Annotated in this window: 15 protein-coding genes and 2 tRNA genes; 3 read left to right on the top strand and 14 right to left on the bottom strand. The window is 72.1% G+C overall.

Features of this window, described 5'->3' with window-relative positions:
• Window positions 1-141: 141 nt before the first annotated feature.
• A tRNA-Ala gene (locus ACL06G_RS09900) sits at window positions 142-214 on the bottom strand.
• A gap of 179 nt (window positions 215-393) precedes the next feature.
• Between ACL06G_RS09900 and ACL06G_RS09905 the strand changes: the two genes are divergently transcribed.
• The gene (locus ACL06G_RS09905) at window positions 394-1,713 is read left to right on the top strand and encodes a glycosyltransferase 87 family protein (protein ID WP_412785992.1); all 1,320 of its coding nucleotides are present in this window, start codon (window positions 394-396) and stop codon (window positions 1,711-1,713) included.
• Here ACL06G_RS09905 and ACL06G_RS09910 read toward each other — a convergent pair.
• From ACL06G_RS09910 to ACL06G_RS09940, 7 genes are all read right to left on the bottom strand, one after another.
• A complete protein-coding gene (locus tag ACL06G_RS09910) occupies window positions 1,692-1,925 on the bottom strand; it encodes a hypothetical protein (RefSeq protein WP_412785923.1) in 234 nt (77 codons plus the stop codon). The genes ACL06G_RS09905 and ACL06G_RS09910 overlap by 22 nt on opposite strands.
• A gap of 310 nt (window positions 1,926-2,235) precedes the next feature.
• A tRNA-Ala gene (locus ACL06G_RS09915) sits at window positions 2,236-2,308 on the bottom strand.
• 73 nt (window positions 2,309-2,381) lie between these two features.
• Complete coding sequence (locus ACL06G_RS09920; RefSeq protein WP_412785922.1) at window positions 2,382-3,029, bottom strand: histidine phosphatase family protein; 648 nt, start codon at window positions 3,027-3,029, stop codon at window positions 2,382-2,384.
• Window positions 3,026-3,448, bottom strand: coding sequence for a ribosome silencing factor (gene rsfS / locus ACL06G_RS09925; RefSeq protein ID WP_412785921.1), 423 nt, complete (start codon window positions 3,446-3,448; stop codon window positions 3,026-3,028). The genes ACL06G_RS09920 and rsfS overlap by 4 nt, the downstream gene beginning before the upstream one ends.
• A 122-nt stretch (window positions 3,449-3,570) precedes the next feature.
• Window positions 3,571-5,289 carry an LCP family protein gene (locus ACL06G_RS09930; protein WP_412835744.1) on the bottom strand — a complete coding sequence of 573 codons (1,719 nt, stop codon included), beginning with the start codon at window positions 5,287-5,289 and terminating at the stop codon, window positions 3,571-3,573.
• Complete coding sequence (gene nadD, locus ACL06G_RS09935; RefSeq protein WP_412785919.1) at window positions 5,286-5,921, bottom strand: nicotinate-nucleotide adenylyltransferase; 636 nt, start codon at window positions 5,919-5,921, stop codon at window positions 5,286-5,288. Before nadD ends, ACL06G_RS09930 begins: the two co-directional genes overlap by 4 nt.
• A gap of 64 nt (window positions 5,922-5,985) precedes the next feature.
• The gene (locus ACL06G_RS09940; protein WP_412785918.1) at window positions 5,986-6,156 is read right to left on the bottom strand and encodes a hypothetical protein; all 171 of its coding nucleotides are present in this window, start codon (window positions 6,154-6,156) and stop codon (window positions 5,986-5,988) included.
• Window positions 6,157-6,361: 205 nt separating this feature from the next.
• Here ACL06G_RS09940 and ACL06G_RS09945 point away from each other — a divergent pair, with 205 nt between their 5' ends.
• Window positions 6,362-7,414, top strand: a complete 1,053-nt coding sequence (locus tag ACL06G_RS09945) for a M48 family metallopeptidase (RefSeq protein ID WP_412785917.1) — start codon at window positions 6,362-6,364, stop codon at window positions 7,412-7,414.
• A gap of 28 nt (window positions 7,415-7,442) precedes the next feature.
• Here the strand turns inward: ACL06G_RS09945 and ACL06G_RS09950 are convergent, their stop codons facing one another.
• From ACL06G_RS09950 to proB, 5 genes are all read right to left on the bottom strand, one after another.
• Window positions 7,443-8,552, bottom strand: coding sequence for an SCO2583 family membrane protein (locus ACL06G_RS09950; RefSeq protein WP_412835745.1), 1,110 nt, complete (start codon window positions 8,550-8,552; stop codon window positions 7,443-7,445).
• Window positions 8,553-8,645: 93 nt separating this feature from the next.
• Window positions 8,646-9,272, bottom strand: a complete 627-nt coding sequence (locus ACL06G_RS09955) for an SCO2584 family spore wall biosynthesis protein (RefSeq protein WP_412835746.1) — start codon at window positions 9,270-9,272, stop codon at window positions 8,646-8,648.
• A 79-nt stretch (window positions 9,273-9,351) separates the two neighbouring features.
• The gene (locus tag ACL06G_RS09960) at window positions 9,352-10,620 is read right to left on the bottom strand and encodes a glutamate-5-semialdehyde dehydrogenase (RefSeq protein WP_412785914.1); all 1,269 of its coding nucleotides are present in this window, start codon (window positions 10,618-10,620) and stop codon (window positions 9,352-9,354) included.
• 96 nt (window positions 10,621-10,716) lie between these two features.
• Window positions 10,717-11,142: a DUF8830 family protein gene (locus tag ACL06G_RS09965; protein WP_412785913.1), complete on the bottom strand. Its 426-nt coding sequence runs from the start codon at window positions 11,140-11,142 to the stop codon at window positions 10,717-10,719.
• Between the two features lie 236 nt (window positions 11,143-11,378).
• Window positions 11,379-12,476 carry a glutamate 5-kinase gene (gene proB, locus ACL06G_RS09970; RefSeq protein ID WP_412835757.1) on the bottom strand — a complete coding sequence of 366 codons (1,098 nt, stop codon included), beginning with the start codon at window positions 12,474-12,476 and terminating at the stop codon, window positions 11,379-11,381.
• A 255-nt stretch (window positions 12,477-12,731) separates the two neighbouring features.
• Between proB and ACL06G_RS09975 the strand changes: the two genes are divergently transcribed.
• A complete protein-coding gene (locus ACL06G_RS09975) occupies window positions 12,732-13,490 on the top strand; it encodes a D-Ala-D-Ala carboxypeptidase family metallohydrolase (RefSeq protein WP_412785912.1) in 759 nt (252 codons plus the stop codon).
• 88 nt (window positions 13,491-13,578) lie between these two features.
• Here the strand turns inward: ACL06G_RS09975 and obgE are convergent, their stop codons facing one another.
• Complete coding sequence (gene obgE, locus ACL06G_RS09980; RefSeq protein WP_412835747.1) at window positions 13,579-15,015, bottom strand: GTPase ObgE; 1,437 nt, start codon at window positions 15,013-15,015, stop codon at window positions 13,579-13,581.
• Window positions 15,016-15,153: the final 138 nt, after the last annotated feature.

The raw sequence follows: 15,153 nt of genomic DNA on the forward strand, positions 1-15,153 counted from the left end.
GGAGGCCCGGTGGGGTCGGAACCGGTCAGCGCGGCCCGCTAAGCAGAAGGCGTACGGCACGCATGAGCACAGAGTACCGCACCCCCGCAAGAGCCGAGCACACGAAAAAGGACCGCCCGGAAGCGGCCCTGTTTCACCGGGTGGAGCTAAGGAGAATCGAACTCCTGACCTCTTGCATGCCATGCAAGCGCTCTACCAACTGAGCTATAGCCCCGGATTGGTCCGACGCGCAAGGCTCGGGCAGTTCTCCTGCGGTGCCCCCGCGACGGCGAAGCCCACTCTACACGGACGGAAAGGCGATCCGCCAAATCGCCGCTCCCGGTCCACCCCACGGTACGGTCGTCAGCCGTGAGTGCGCTGCGCCGCCCGGCGGTCGCCGGAGTCCTGTGTCTGATGTCCTTCGCCGTGTTCTGGGCCGCACAGCGGGCCGCGGACGCGTCCCTGATCGATGTCCTGGTCTACCGGGCCCAGGGGAGGGCCGTCCTCGAAGGCTCCGACCTGTACGCCCTGCGCGCCACCGATGCGGACCTGCCGGCCACCTATCCGCCGTTCGCCGCCCTGCTCTTCGTACCGCTGGCGCTGCTCGACGTGCCACTGGTGCGCTCGCTCGCGACAGCGGGCAACCTGCTCCTGCTGCTCGCGGTGGCCGGCCTGTCGCTGCGGCTCACCGGCGTCCGGCGGCAGTCGCGCCCCGCCGCCACCGCCCTGGTGGCCGCCGTGGCGGTGTGGTGCGAACCCGTCTGGACGACGGTGCGGTACGGGCAGATCAACCTGCTGCTGGCGGCCCTGGTCCTGTGGGACCTGGCGCGTCGGCCGACCGACCGCTGGGCCGGTGTCGGCATCGGTCTGGCCGCGGGGATCAAACTGACGCCGGCGCTCTTCGCGGTGTACCTGGCGCTCGCCGGCATGGCCCGGGTCCGGCACGGCACGATCCGGGTCCCTGGCCTCGCCGCCGTCCGCGGCCACCGGGAGCGCGACGCCTCGCGCAGACCGTCGCCGGGGCCGTGGCCCCGGAGCCCCAGGCTGCGGCAGGCGGCTGTCGCCTCCGCCACCTTCCTGGCCACCGCCGCGGCAGCGGCACTGGTGCTTCCCGGCACCTCGCGCACCTTCTGGACCGAGGTGCTTCTCCATGCGGAGCGGGTCGGCAACGCCGAGGACACCGCCAACCAGTCGCTGCACGGTGTACTGGCACGCGCGCTGCACACCGGGGACCCCGGTCCCGCGGCCGCCACGGCCTCCGTGACGGCCGCGGGTCTGGGCCTGGCCGTCGCGGTGGCCGCGCTGCACGCCGCACCGCGGCTGCCCCGTGCGCAGGCCTGGGCAGCCGCCGCCTGCGCGGTGACCGCGCTACTGGTCAGCCCCGTCTCCTGGTCGCACCACTGGGTGTGGTGCGTCCCGGCGGGTGTCCTGCTCGTGGCCGAGGCACTGCGCCGGCAACGCCGCGGCTGGTGGTGGACGACGGCAGCGGGCGCAGGGGTGTTCTGCTCGTACGCGCTGTGGTGGGTGCCGCACAGCCCCGACCGGTCGGACCGGCTCGAACTCCACCAGGACGCGGCCCACATGGCGTTGTCCGCGGTCTACCCGGCTGCCGGAATCGCCTTCCTGTGCCTCACGGCCTCGGTCGTTCGGCGGGCCCACCGGTCACCCGGACTCCCGCTTCCCGGAACGCGGGAGCGTCGAGGGGCCCCACCTCAGGCGCTCGCGAAGGAGTAGAAGCGCTTCAGCGTGCAGTGCTCGTCGAGCAGGCGCCCGTAGATGGGCTCACCGTCGAGCTCGCGGTAGGTCTCGATGGGGTCGCCCCGTATGATCAGCGCCCGCGCGCAGTCCTCGCACCAGTACTGGTACCGGTCGTTCGCCGGTTCCATGTCGCGCACCACGGGCGTGCCGCTGCCGCACCAGTCGCATTTCCTGCTGTGTGCGCCCATCCGTCAGCTCCAGGTCTGGCCGCAGGCCGTGCACACGTAGGAAGTCCCTCCATTGTCGCCGAGTACCAGGGCGATGTCCGATGACCCGCACGAGGGGCACCTGGGAAGCACGGTCGGCATCGCTCCCGCCCTCCTCGGTGAGCCGCCCCTCTCGTCGCGCCCGATTCTGCCACGTCCCGGGCGTTCGCAGCAGTCCCGCACGGGAAGTCCCGCACACCGCGGGACGAGCCGAGGAACACCGGCACTCCCCCCGGAGAAACGACGCATCCCGCCTCCGGAGGAAGGAGACGGGATGCGTCGATACGGAATGTGGAGCTAAGGAGAATCGAACTCCTGACCTCTTGCATGCCATGCAAGCGCTCTACCAACTGAGCTATAGCCCCGCGTTCTTCGGCGCTCCCGCGCCGTGAACGGGAAGAAGCTTAACCGGTGACCGGCCGGTTCGCGAAATCCGGCTCAGTCGTCGTCGCCGAGCACCGGCTCGGGCAGGGTACCCGCGTTGTGCTCCAGCAGACGCCACCCGCGAGGGCTGTCACCGAGCACCGACCAGCAGCAGTTGGACAGACCGCCCAGCGCCTCCCAGGTGTCCGGCGCCAACCCCAGCAGCCGGCCGATGGTGGTGCGGATGGTGCCGCCGTGACTCACGACCACCAGGGTGCCGCCGTCACCGAGTTTGTCGGCACTCCGCTCGACGACCGGCGCGGCCCGGTCCGCGACCTCCGTCTCGAGCTCGCCACCGCCGCGCCGGACCGGCTCACCGCGCTTCCAGGCGGCGTACTCCTCCCCGTAACGGCCCACGATCTCCTCGTGGGTGAGCCCCTGCCAGACCCCGGCGTAGGTCTCGCGCAGGTTCGCGTCGTGCCGGACCTCGAGGCCGGTCAGCCGAGCGAGCTCCGCGGCCGTGGCACGGGTGCGCTGCAGGTCGGAGGCGATGATCGACTGCGGTTCGAGAGCGGCGAGCAGCCGGGCGGCACGCCGCGCCTGGGCCTCGCCCTCCTCGGTGAGGGCGATGTCGGTCGAGCCCTGGAAGCGGCGCTGGAGGTTCCAGGACGTCTGGCCGTGCCGCCACAGGACGATCTTGCGACCGGAGGGCGCGACGGTCACGGCGCCTCCTCCGCCTCCGGGCCGCCCTCCTGCTCCCCCCGGCCCCGGGTGGCGCGGGCCTCCTCGGGCAGTTCGATCTCCGGGCAGTCCTTCCACAGGCGTTCCAGCGCGTAGTAGACGCGCTCCTCCGCGTGCTGCACGTGGACCACGATGTCGACGAAGTCCAGCAGCACCCAGCGGCCTTCGCGCTCGCCCTCGCGACGCGCCGGCTTGGCGCCGTGCTCCTTCTGCAGGCGCTCCTCGATCGCGTCGACGATGGCCTTGACCTGCCGGTCGTTCGGGGCGGAGGCGAGGAGGAAGGCGTCGGTGAGGGTGAGGACGTCACTCACGTCGTAGGCGACGACATCGTGGGCGAGCTTGTCGGCAGCGGCCAGGGCGGCGGCGTTGATCAGCTCGACGGAACGGTCGGTGGCGGTCACAGGCAGTTGCTTTCGATCGTGGCGGACGGTTCGTGAGCAAGGGTCTCACGCTCCGCCGACGTTCCGTACGGGGCCGCCGTCGACCCCGTACGGGCGACCCCCGCACCGATCGGGCGCCGCGCCTATCCGTCGTAGTCCTCGCCCAGGACCACCGTGACATCGGCGTTGTTCGCCCCCCGGCCCTTGCCCACCGCGTCGTCGGGCAGTCCGAGTGTCTTGGCGACCGAGGTGGCGCGTGCCTTCTGGGCGGCATCCCCGAAGATCACGCGGGACTCCTCGCTCACCTTGTCGGCCTTCGCCGCCCCGACCACGGTGAAGCCGCCGTTGACGAGACTCACCCGGGCCGCGTCGTCGGCACCCTCGTCGCCCGCGGCGTTGCGGAGGGCGACCCGGGGGGCGGCGTCGGGGTCGGAGTTCTGCACGGTGCCGCCGAGCACCTCGGCGACCAGTCCGTCACTGGTCCGCGTACTCAGCGTGCCGTCCCCACGGACCGGAAGCACCTCGGTGCGGTAGGCGTTGCTCTGAGCCCGCTTCGCGAGGGAGGACAGCGACGCCCCCAGGGACGCCTGCGAGATGGACGGATCGAGGATCTGCCCCAGGGCCTCCACCGTCTTGGTCGCCGACTCCTTGCCGGTGGACATCTCGGACAGCACCGCCTGCATCACCTGCCCGAACCTGGCGAGCTGTGCGTCCTTGGGCTCGGTGGCGCCGCGGTGGGTCGCGTAGGCAACAGCGGCACGGCCGTCCAGCTCCCTGGCCTTGCCCTTCTTCACCAGCGGCTTGTCGTCCTTCTTCCTGCCCGGCACCGTGACGTCCGCGTCCAGCGTGATGCCGCCGACGGTGTCGACGAGGATCTCCAGGTAGGGGGTGTCCAGTCGCCAGGTGCCCTTGATGTCGGCACCGAGCAGCCGGTTCAGGGCGTCGCGGGTGGGCGTGGCCCCTTCGTCCTCCACGGACTTGCTCAGCGTCGTGGTGGAACCGTCCGAGGTGGTCACCGCCAGGGAGTTGGGCAGCAGCAGGGTGGTGCCCTGCCCAGTGGTGGCGTTGTCGACCAGCAGCGCCGTGGAGCTCTCCTCGCTGTCGGGAGTCCGCAGGTGCACCACGAGCACGTCGCGCTGCTGTCCCGCGACGGAGGCCTCCGAGCCGGGTGCGGCGCCGAGCCACGGCAGCCTGCCCTCGTACCAGAGCCAGCCGGTCGTGCCGAGCACCGCGAGGACCAGGAGAACCGCCAGGGCCCGTTTGCGGTTGCGGCCGCGGCGTTTCGCCTCCTCGCGCCGCTCCGTACGGCTCTCCGTGAACTTCAGCCAGTCGATGACGTCCTCGGAGGCGTCGGTCGCCTCCTCCACGAACGCGAACTCGCCGGTGTCGTAGGGCTCCGCCTGCGCGTTCGACCGCGGCTGCGACGCGGAGGGCGGGGCGTCCGTCGGCGCCGCCTGCACGGGGATCGTGCCGGTGTGCCCGGCCACGGCAGCGGCATCCCAGCCGCCGGTGTCGGCGGCGGGACCGTAGGGGTCGTAGCCGCCGTTGGGCCGACCGTACGGATCGGCCGGATACGGCTGCTCCGCCTGCGGCGGGACCGCAGGGTACTGTCCGGTGGCGTACTGCCCGCCGTCGGGCTGCTGCACGCCGTACGGATCGGTCACGGCCGGCTGCGGGCCGGTCTGCGGCGCGTACGGGTCGTGGGGCGGGCCGTAATGGGTGCCGGTGCCGTGGGCAGCGGGGTTCTGCGCGGCGTCCTGGGCGTAGACGGGACGGCCGTACTCGTCGTAGCCGACGATCTGCGGCTGCTGCCCGCCGTAGGGGTCCCAGCCGTAGCCGTCGGTGCCGTAGGGGTCGCTCACGGGCGGGCCGCCTCCTCTCCCCCGTTCCGGTACAACTGGCGCTTGTTGATGTAGCGCACCACACCGTCCGGGACCAGGTACCAGACCGGGTCGCCGCGTTCCACCCGGGCGCGGCAGTCGGTCGAGGAGATGGCCAGGGCTGGCACCTCGACGAGCGAAACGCCGCCGTCCGGCAGTCCCGGGTCGGTGAGGGCGTGCCCGGGCCGGGTGACCCCGATGAAGTGCGCGAGGGAGAACAGCTCGTCGGCGTCCCGCCAGGTGAGGATCTGGGCGAGGGCGTCGGCGCCGGTGATGAAGAACAGCTCGGCGTCCACGTGCTCGGCGTGGAGGTCGCGCAGGGTGTCGATGGTGTAGGTGCGGCCTGGCCGGTCGATGTCGATACGGCTCACGGAGAACTGCGGATTGGACGCGGTCGCGATGACCGTCATCAGATAGCGGTCCTCTGCCGGCGAGACCCGTTTGTGGGTCTTCTGCCACGGCTGTCCGGTCGGCACGAACACCACCTCGTCGAGGGCGAACCGCGCCGCCACCTCGCTGGCGGCGACCAGGTGGCCGTGGTGGATGGGATCGAAGGTCCCACCCATCACGCCCAGTCGCCGCGCGCCGGCGCCCGGCACCTTGTGCTCTCCCATGCGTGCCGACCTTAGCCTTTCTTCCGCTCGCCGCCCATCCTCGCGGTCGTGAGGTGCAGCGGGCTCAGCGGTCGCGGTTGAAGCGGGTGGTCATCCAGAGCAGCAGGAGCAGCGCCAGCAGGGCACCGCCGCCGGCGAGGTACGGGCTCAGGCTGGCGTGCTCTCCGCCGTGTTCGGCTCCGCCTTCCGAGGCGAGGGCGACGAGAGTGCTGTGCGCGGAGCTGATCAGAGTCATGACTGCTTCAAACCGTCCGGTGAGAGGAACTGGGGCTGGGTGTCTTCCGCGCCACATCGTATGCACCGACCCGGCACGGACTCACCCCGACCGGCCCTCGCAGCCGTCCCGGCAGGCGCCGGAGCCCGGATCCGCCACGGGGCGGACGCGGTCCGCCGGCACGGATTACGCTGGGTGTTCCAGTCGACGAGGGGGAAGTCCGACCATGACCGAAGGCAACGACAGCACCCGCCATCTCCCCGGACGGGAACGGCGCCGCTTCCCGAAGATCTCCTCGCGGGCCTACGAACATCCTGCGGACCGCTCCGCCCTGGTGGCGCTGCGTAAACTCAGCGGCTTCGACACGGTCTTCAAGGCGCTCAGCGGGCTGCTGCCCGAACGCAGCCTCCGCCTGCTCTACCTGTCGGACTCGGTCCGGGTCTCCGACGAGCAGTTCGCGCACCTGCACAGCATGCTCCGGGACGCCTGCTACATCCTGGACCTGCCGAAGACTCCTCCCATGTACGTGACCCAGGACCCGAAGCCGCAGGCGATGTGCGTCGGCCTGGACGAGCCGATCATCGTGGTCAGCACCGGCCTGGTGGAGCTGCTGGACGAGGAGGAGATGCGGGCGGTGGTCGGCCACGAGGTCGGGCACGCCCTCTCCGGCCACTCCGTCTACCGCACCGTGCTGCTGTTCCTGACGAATCTCGCGCTGAAGGTCGCGTGGATCCCGCTGGGCAACATGGCCGTCATGGCGATCGTGACCGCGCTGCGGGAGTGGTTCCGCAAGTCCGAGCTGTCCGCGGACCGTGCCGGGCTGCTCGTCGGACAGGACCTGCAGGCGTCGATGCGCGGTCTGATGAAGCTCGCCGGAGGCAACCACCTGCACGAGATGAACGTGGACGCGTTCCTGCGGCAGGCGGACGAGTACGAGGCGGGCGGGGACCTGCGCGACTCGGTGCTGAAGATCATGAACGTGCTGCCCCGCAGCCATCCGTTCACCGCGGTGCGGGCGGCCGAGCTGCGCAAGTGGGCGGCCACCCGGGACTACCAGCGGATCATGGACGGCCACTACCCGCGGCGGGGGGACGACGACGAGACGTCCGTGACCGACTCGTTCCGGCAGTCCGCAGACCACTACGCCGACACCGTCAAGCGCAGCAAGGACCCCCTGGTCGGACTGGTGCGCGACCTCGCGGGAGGCGCCGGCGACCTCGGAGGGCGGCTGCGGGACAGCTTCACCGGCCGGCGGAACGACTCCTCGGACGACGCCTGAGGGGCGGGCCGGCGCACCGGCGCGGCCGCTACCGGCTGCCCACGGGGGACGGCTGAGCGCTCGGGGGCAGCACTCCGCACACCGCGGCGCGGGAGGTGCTGCCCCTGTCGTACGGATCGGTCGCCGGCGGCCGGTCCCCGGGGGCGTTCCGGCCGGCGAGCAGCGGTGCGAGCGTCGCCGCGTGGGACCCCGCGCAGGCCATCGGCCCTGCCTGCACGGCCACGCTCCGTACCCGCAGCTGCTGCTGGGTGAGGTCCTCGCGCGCGAAGTGGAAACGCACCGCACGCCGGACGGTGAACAGCGAGGCGTCGGCGCGTGCGTCGCTTCCGGCGGGCCGGAGCGCGTAGACGAAGACGTGGTCGGCGACGACCTCCAGGGCGTTGTCGCCGGTCTCGGTCACGTCGAGCGTTCCCTCGACCCGGACCCCGGGCGTCGCCAGCGCGACGCTGTCCGGGTCGAACCGCACCATCCATCCGGCCGGTGCGTGGTGCCCGTCGTCGCGGGGGCGGTCGATGCTGAGCTCGAACTGGCCCTGCTGGCCGGGGTCGAGCAGTGTCTGCACCGGCCGGACCTCCCCGGAGGTGAGGACCGCGGGATCGAGGGAACTGGTGACGACGTACTCCTTGGCCCCGGTGAGCGCGGCGAGTACCTGGTTCGCCGAGAAGTGGTCGGTCCGGCGGATGGAGGAGGGCAGCGTGACTCCGTCCGCCCCGATGCGGTAGTCCTTCGCGGGCGAGTGGTCGTACAGGTCCTGCGGGGCGGCTCCGGGGACGGTGCCGCGCGGGGAGAGCGGCACGATCGACATGCGTGCCGCCGTCGCCGGAGCGGGCGCCGGCTCGGGCAGCGGGTTCCGGACACCCAGGTAGACCGCGGTGCCGAAGGCGACGACGATCAGCAGGACGAGGGCGAGACCCTGCCGCGAGGGGGAACGCGGGGTGGCCCGGTCCGTGGGCGCGGCCGGGGTCCGGCTCCGTACGGCCGCGTGTTCCTCGTCCGCGAGGCGCTCCTGAGCGGAGTACTCCTGAAGACGGGCGGCGTCCACGAACGACTCGTCGAAGACGAGCGAGCGGTATTCGTCGTCCCCGCCCCCCGACCCTTCGTCGAGAGGCCCCTCGGGAGGTTTCTCACGACCTGCCATACCTTCAGGGTAGGTCGCGCGGGGCCGCCGTAAACGCCCTGCGGCAGGGGACTTCGGCCCGCCGCACGTCACCCGTCGCGGACCGGTGGACGCTCACTCGTCCGGCCGAGCGGGCACGGCCCGGGCGGGCGTGCCGGGACCGCCGGCGCCGTCCCTGCCGGAGATGTCCAGGCCGGTCGCCGGGGAGGGCGCGGGCCGGTCCCGCTGGGCCGAGGCGCTGCGGTAGACCGCGGCGAAGGCCAGCGCCACCACGCCCACACCCATTACCACGGCGAGGAGCAGGGCGACGGGACGCTGCCAGCGCACGTGGCCGCGGTAGGGCCGGTCGGCGCCGTCGGGTCCGTAGAGCGCTTCGTCGGGGTCGTACTCCTGCGGATCCCCGTCGTCGGCGGAGTATTCGTGCTGCGGGTGGGCGCCGCCGGGCCGCGCGTCGTAGCCGAAGCCGAAGCCGTGGGTCGTCCCGGAGCCGTCCCCCGGATCGCTCTGCCCGGGTGGGCCGTGGACGTATCCCTCGTCCCAGGGCCGCGGCAGGTCGTTCTCCGGGTGCGGCTGGGCAGCCGCGAGCATCCGCTCCGCCGCCGTCGGCTCGTGGACGTCGGCGGACCGCACGAACTCCTCGTCGAGGACCACGGCGGCGAACTCGTCGTCCGCTCTTCCGTGGTTCTCCTCGTCGGGCTCCTCGCCGTCGGGCGACGGCCTGCCCCCCAGATCCTCCGGCACGTGGTCCAGCGTAGTGCGAATCGGGCGATGCGGGCAGGGAGAGCGCGGAATCGGCCGGAATGCGAAGGGGGTTCAGGTGTCACTCGCGGACGTGCCCGGAACCGGTCACCACGTACTTGGTGGAGGTAAGCTCCGGGAGGCCCATGGGCCCGCGGGCGTGCAGCTTCTGGGTGGAGATCCCGATCTCGGCGCCGAACCCGAACTGGCTGCCGTCGGTGAACCGGGTGGAGGCGTTGACCATCACCGCGGTGGAATCCACCAGTGAGGTGAAGCGCCGCGCGGCCTCGGTGTCGCGCGTGACGATCGCCTCCGTGTGGCCCGAGCTCCAGCGGCGGATGTGGGCGACCGCGTCGCCGAGCGTGGGCACGACCGCCGCCGCGATCTCGTGCCCCAGGTACTCCGTCTCCCAGTCCGCCTCCGTCGCCGGGACGACGGCGGCGCCGGTCTTCTGCCATGCGGCGTCGCCGTGCACCGTGACGCCGGCTGCGTGCAGCGCCTCCAGGGCACGGGGCAGGAAGGTGTCGGCGATCCCGGCATGCACCAGTACCGTCTCGGCGGCGTTGCACACGCTGGGGCGCTGGGCCTTGCTGTTGAGCAGGATGCGCAGCGCGGTGTCCGGGTCGGCGCTCTCGTCGACGTACACGTGGCAGTTGCCGACGCCCGTCTCGATGACCGGGACCGTGGACTCGGCGACGACCGTGCGGATCAGGGACGCGCCGCCGCGCGGGATGAGCACGTCGACCAGCCCACGCGCCGTCATCAGCGCGTGCACGGGCTCCCGCCCCTCGCCGGGAACCAGCTGGACGGCATCGGCCGGCAGCCCGGCTCCGGCCACGGCGCTCCGGAGCACCTCGACCAGCGCGCTGTTCGAGGCGTGTGCGGACGACGAGCCGCGGAGCAGCACCGCGTTCCCGGACTTCAGGCACAACGCCGCCGCATCGACGGTGACGTTGGGGCGGGCCTCGTAGACGATGCCGACGACGCCGAGCGGTACGCGTACCTGGCGGAGCTCCAGCCCGTTGGGAAGGGTCGAGCCGCGGACCACCTCGCCCACGGGATCGGGCAGCGCCACCACGTCGCGGACGTCGTCGGCGATCGCGGCGATCCGCTCGGTGGTGAGGGTGAGGCGATCCACCGTCGGCTCGGGCGTGCCCGACGCGCGGGCGGCGGCCACGTCGCGGGAGTTCGCCGCGAGGACCTCGGGACCGCGTTCGACGAGTGCGTCGGCGATCGCGAGCAGTGCCGCGTCGCGCGCGGTGCGGGGCAGCGGCGCCAGGTCGGCGGCGGCCTCGCGGGCCCGCCGCGCGGCCGCGGTCACGGGCGGGTCGGGGGTTGCGCCGGTACTCATACCGTGCAGCTTAGCCAGAAAGGGGCGGGATCGGGTTCCGACCGTCCACGCTGCGGGACGCCACGGCGACGCGGGGTGACACGGCTCGTGGGCTCCTCAGAACGGGTGGACGCCCACCGGGGTGGCGGGGGCGGGGCCGTGTCCCTGCGCGACGCGCTGCCGGTAGGTCTCGCGGCCGATGACCTCCAGGCCCACGATCTCCCACGGCGGCAGGTTCGCGGTCGAGCGGTGCTCGCCCCAGAGCCGCAGGGCGACCGCCGCAGCATCGTGCAGATCGCGCGCCTCCTCCCAGTACCGGATCTCCGCGCGATCGTTGGCGTACCTGCTGGCGAGGAGGAACGGGTGGTCGTGGGCGAGTTGTTCCAGGGCGCGCCGCACCTCCTTCAGGGGGGCCTCCGCGCCCGCCACACTGAGCGTCACGTGCCACAGCCGCGAGGTCTCCTGCTCCTCGTTCCGCGCGCCGTGTGCGGCCCGCTCGCAGTCCGGGGGTGCCGAGACCCCGACGCTTGCCAGTCGTCTCACCCGGGCCTCCTGGTATGGCTGGTGTGGTGCGAAGTGCTGCTGCCTGCCCTGCTCCCGCTTCGGTTGCGGCGGCCGTGGCCCCCACGACGCCGCGTGTGCAGTCGACCAGTCCCCGCGGAGCGGCGTGGCCTTTTTACCGAAGCTGTCCGCCGATTGGCGGGACTTTCACCGATCCCGTCCGTACCTGACACCCCGTGCGGGCGTCAGGCGAACAGGCGAACGACGGCCGGCCCTCCTCAGCGGTGCAGCACCACCAGGTCGTCCCGGTGGACGACCTCCCGTTCGTAGGCGGGGCCGAGTTCGCGGGCGAGTTCGTGGGTGGAGCGGCCGAGGAGGCGGGGGATCTCCCGTGCGTCGAAGTTGACGAGCCCTCGTGCCACCGCACGGCCGCGGTCGTCCCGGAGCTCGACCGGGTCCCCGGCCGTGAAGTCCCCCTCCACGCGGGTGACGCCCGCGGGGAGCAGCGAACGGTGCTCGTCGACGACGGCCGAGACAGCCCCGTCGTCCAGCACCAGGGCACCTCGGGGTGTGCTGGCGTGCGCCAGCCAGAGCAGTCTGCCGGCGGTGCGGCGCCCAGTGGGACGGAAATAGGTCCCGGTGACGCTACCGGCGAGGGCCTGCCCGGCCCGCCCGGCCGAGGTGAGGATCACGGGCACCCCGGCAGCGGCGGCGATGCGGGCCGCCTCGACCTTGGTGACCATGCCACCGGTGCCGACTCCGGAGCTGCCGGCGGAGCCGATGTCGAGGCCGTCCAGCTCGGCGGGCCCGCCGACCTCGGCGATCCGCGAGGTACCGGGGGTGGCCGGGTCTCCGTCGTACAGACCGTCGACGTCGGACAGCAGGACGAGCAGATCGGCGCGGACGAGGTGGGCCACGAGGGCGGCGAGCCGGTCGTTGTCGCCGAAACGGATCTCGTCGGTGGCCACCGTGTCGTTCTCGTTGACGACCGGTACGGCGCCCATCGCCAGGAGTTGGTCGAGCGTGCGGTACGCGTTGCGGTAGTGCGCGCGGCGACTGGTGTCGTCCTCGGTGAGCAGCACCTGCCCCACCCGGCGCCCGTAGCGGGCGAAGGATGCCGTGTAGCGGGCGACCAGCAGTCCCTGGCCGACGCTTGCCGCGGCCTGCTGGCGTGCGAGGTCGCGCGGCCGGCGCGTGAGCCCCAACGGCGCCAGGCCGGCGGCGATCGCGCCGGACGAGACCAGCACGACCTCCCGATCCGGGTGTGCGGCCAGGGCGTCCACGAGTGCGTCGACCCGGTCCGCGTCGAGGCCGCCCGCGGCAGTGGTGAGCGACGAGGAGCCGACCTTGACCACGATCCGGCGGGCGTCCGCCACGGCCTGCTGTCGGCCTGCTGCGCCTGACACGTCGTTGCCCGTTCCTTCTCGTGCTGTTCAGTGCGGTCTCGAGGAGCAAATCTACGGCAGGCGTACCGGTGCGCGGGGCCGTGTCCGGGAGTCGGACGGACGTGTCACGGCTGGGTGGTCCGGCGTCCGCGGATCAGGTGCGGGATGTCGCGGCGGCCTTGACAGACAGCGGATCTTTTCTACTGTACATGTCAAATTCGGATCCCGATGTCCCTGGAGGAGTCCATGGCGCACCATCGCCTCTTCGGGCTGCGCGCACTGCGCGGCCTGCTCGCAGCCGTCCTGCTGGTGGCCGGCGGCCTCACGGCGAACCTCGCCACCGCCGAAACCGCTGCCGCGGACAGTTGCTACACCTGGAGCCGTACGCTCAGCAACGGCTCGAGCGGAAGCGACGTGGCGCAGCTCCAGGAGCGCGTCGCAGGCTGGGCGGCCCGCGGCCAGAACATCGCCATCGACGGCCAGTTCGGCCCCGCGACGGAGTCCGCCGTGAGACGTTTCCAGGCCGGCTACGGTCTGACCGCCGACGGTGTCGCCGGGTCGCAGACCTTCAACAAGCTCTACGCACTGCAGGACGCCGACTGCACACCGGTCCACTTCAGCTACGGCGAATTCAACAACAGCTGCGGCGAGAACGACTTCACCGGCGGCAAGGTCTCGGCAGCCACCGCGAAGCAGAACATCCGCCGCATCATGTGGCAGCTGGAGGCCCTGCGGCACAAGCTGGGCGACCGGCCCATCGTGATCACCTCCGGTTTCCGCAGCATCTCCTGCAACAGCTCGGTCGGCGGCTCCTCGACGAGCCTCCACATGTACGGGCAGGCAGCGGACCTCGGCCTGGCCAGCGGTCCCTCGCAGTGCTCCATGTTCGACGAGGCGAAGGACTCGGGCTTCGAGGAGATCCTCAGCCAGGGCTACCCGAACCACAACGACCACACCCACGTGGGCAACAAGTCCAGCCAGTTCTGGAGCGCGCCGAACTGCTGACGGGATCCCCGGAACACACCGTGGCCCCTGCCTCCGCCTCCGCGGGGGCAGGGGCCACACGTCGTCGGCCCGTCGGCCCGTCGGCCCGTCAGGCGAACGGATCGAAGTCGTCGAAGGCGCCCTGGACCTCGTCGCGTTCGGCCTGCCGGTCGCGGCGGCGCTGCGCGGCGGGCCGAGGCGCGTCCATGCGCTGGTCCTGGCCACGCCGGCCGAGCATCTCCGCACCGGCGGCCATGGCGGGCTCCCAGTCGAAGACGACCGCCTCGCCCTCCGGCCCGATGGCCACTCCGTCGCCCTCCCGGGCCCCCGCATCGAGCAGCGCGTCCTCCACCCCGAGACGGTTCAACCGGTCGGCGAGGTAGCCGACGGCCTCGTCGTTGTGGAAGTCGGTCTGCCGCACCCACCGTTCCGGCTTCTCGCCCCGCACCCGGTACAGCTCGCCCTCCTTGCTGACCGTGAATCCCGTGTCGTCCACGGGCCGGGGACGGATCACGACACGCGTGGCCTCCTGCGGCGGGCGGGCGGCGCGCGCCTCCTCCACGATGCCGGCGAGCGCGAAGGACAGTTCCTTCAGACCCGTGCGGGCGACGGCCGAGACCTCGAACACCCGGTACCCGCGGGACTCCAGGTCGGGACGGATGATGTCCGCGAGGTCCTTGCCGTCGGGGACGTCGGTCTTGTTGAGAGCGACCAACCGCGGTCGGCCGTCCAGTCCGCCGTACTGGGCGAGTTCGCTCTCGATGGCATCGAGGTCGGAGAGCGGGTCCCGGTGCGACTCCAGCGTCGCGCAGTCGAGTACGTGCACCAGCACCTCGCAGCGCTCCACGTGCCGCAGAAACTCCAGGCCCAGCCCCCGGCCCTCGCTCGCTCCCTCGATCAGACCGGGAACGTCCGCCACCGTGTACACGGTGGCACCCGCGGTCACCACGCCGAGGTTGGGGACCAATGTGGTGAACGGATAGTCCGCGATCTTGGGCTTGGCCGCCGACATCACCGAGATGAGGGAGGACTTGCCGGCCGACGGGTAGCCGACCAGCGCGACGTCCGCGACGGTCTTCAGCTCCAGGACGATGTCACGCGTCTCCCCCGGTTCACCGAGCAGCGCGAACCCGGGCGCCTTGCGGCGCGCCGACGCCAGGGCGGCGTTCCCCAGACCGCCGCGGCCGCCCTGGGCGGCGATGAACGTGGTCCCCTCGCCCACCAGGTCGGCGAGGACGGTGCCGGAGCCGTCCAGCACCACCGTGCCGTCCGGCACCAACAGCACGAGATCGCCGCCGTCCTTGCCGGACCGGTGACCGCCCTCTCCGGGCTTGCCGTTGGCGGCCTTGCGATGCGGACCGTGGTGGTACTCCAGGAGCGTGGTCACACCCGAGTCCACCACCAGCACCACATCGCCGCCACGCCCACCGTTCCCCCCGTTGGGGCCGCCCAGCGGCTTGAACTTCTCCCGGTGCACGGAAGCGCAGCCGTGTCCGCCGTTGCCCGCGGCGATGTGCAGGTCGACGCGGTCCACGAAGGTGGTCATGACGGGATGCCTCCTGGCATGGGGATCACTGGCGTGAGGGGGTGCGTGGGGTCGCGGAGCACGGCCGCCTGCCGGGCGCCGGGGTGGCGAACACGGCGAGGGCGGTCCCGCGCCCCCCGTACGGGAAGCGGCGGTCCG

It is taken from the genome of Streptomyces callyspongiae, from assembly GCF_047200695.1.
Classification (GTDB): domain Bacteria; phylum Actinomycetota; class Actinomycetes; order Streptomycetales; family Streptomycetaceae; genus Streptomyces.

Coding starts and splice junctions, on each gene's coding strand:
- ACL06G_RS09905 (WP_412785992.1), top strand. CDS start 394: ATGTCCTTCGCCGTGTTCTGGGCCGCACAGCGGGCCGCGGACGCGTCC.
- ACL06G_RS09910 (WP_412785923.1), bottom strand. CDS start 1,925: ATGGGCGCACACAGCAGGAAATGCGACTGGTGCGGCAGCGGCACGCCC.
- nadD (WP_412785919.1), bottom strand. CDS start 5,921: ATGGGAGAGCACAAGGTGCCGGGCGCCGGCGCGCGGCGACTGGGCGTG.
- ACL06G_RS09940 (WP_412785918.1), bottom strand. CDS start 6,156: ATGACTCTGATCAGCTCCGCGCACAGCACTCTCGTCGCCCTCGCCTCG.
- ACL06G_RS09945 (WP_412785917.1), top strand. CDS start 6,362: ATGACCGAAGGCAACGACAGCACCCGCCATCTCCCCGGACGGGAACGG.
- ACL06G_RS09950 (WP_412835745.1), bottom strand. CDS start 8,552: ATGGCAGGTCGTGAGAAACCTCCCGAGGGGCCTCTCGACGAAGGGTCG.
- ACL06G_RS09960 (WP_412785914.1), bottom strand. CDS start 10,620: ATGAGTACCGGCGCAACCCCCGACCCGCCCGTGACCGCGGCCGCGCGG.
- ACL06G_RS09975 (WP_412785912.1), top strand. CDS start 12,732: ATGGCGCACCATCGCCTCTTCGGGCTGCGCGCACTGCGCGGCCTGCTC.
- obgE (WP_412835747.1), bottom strand. CDS start 15,015: ATGACCACCTTCGTGGACCGCGTCGACCTGCACATCGCCGCGGGCAAC.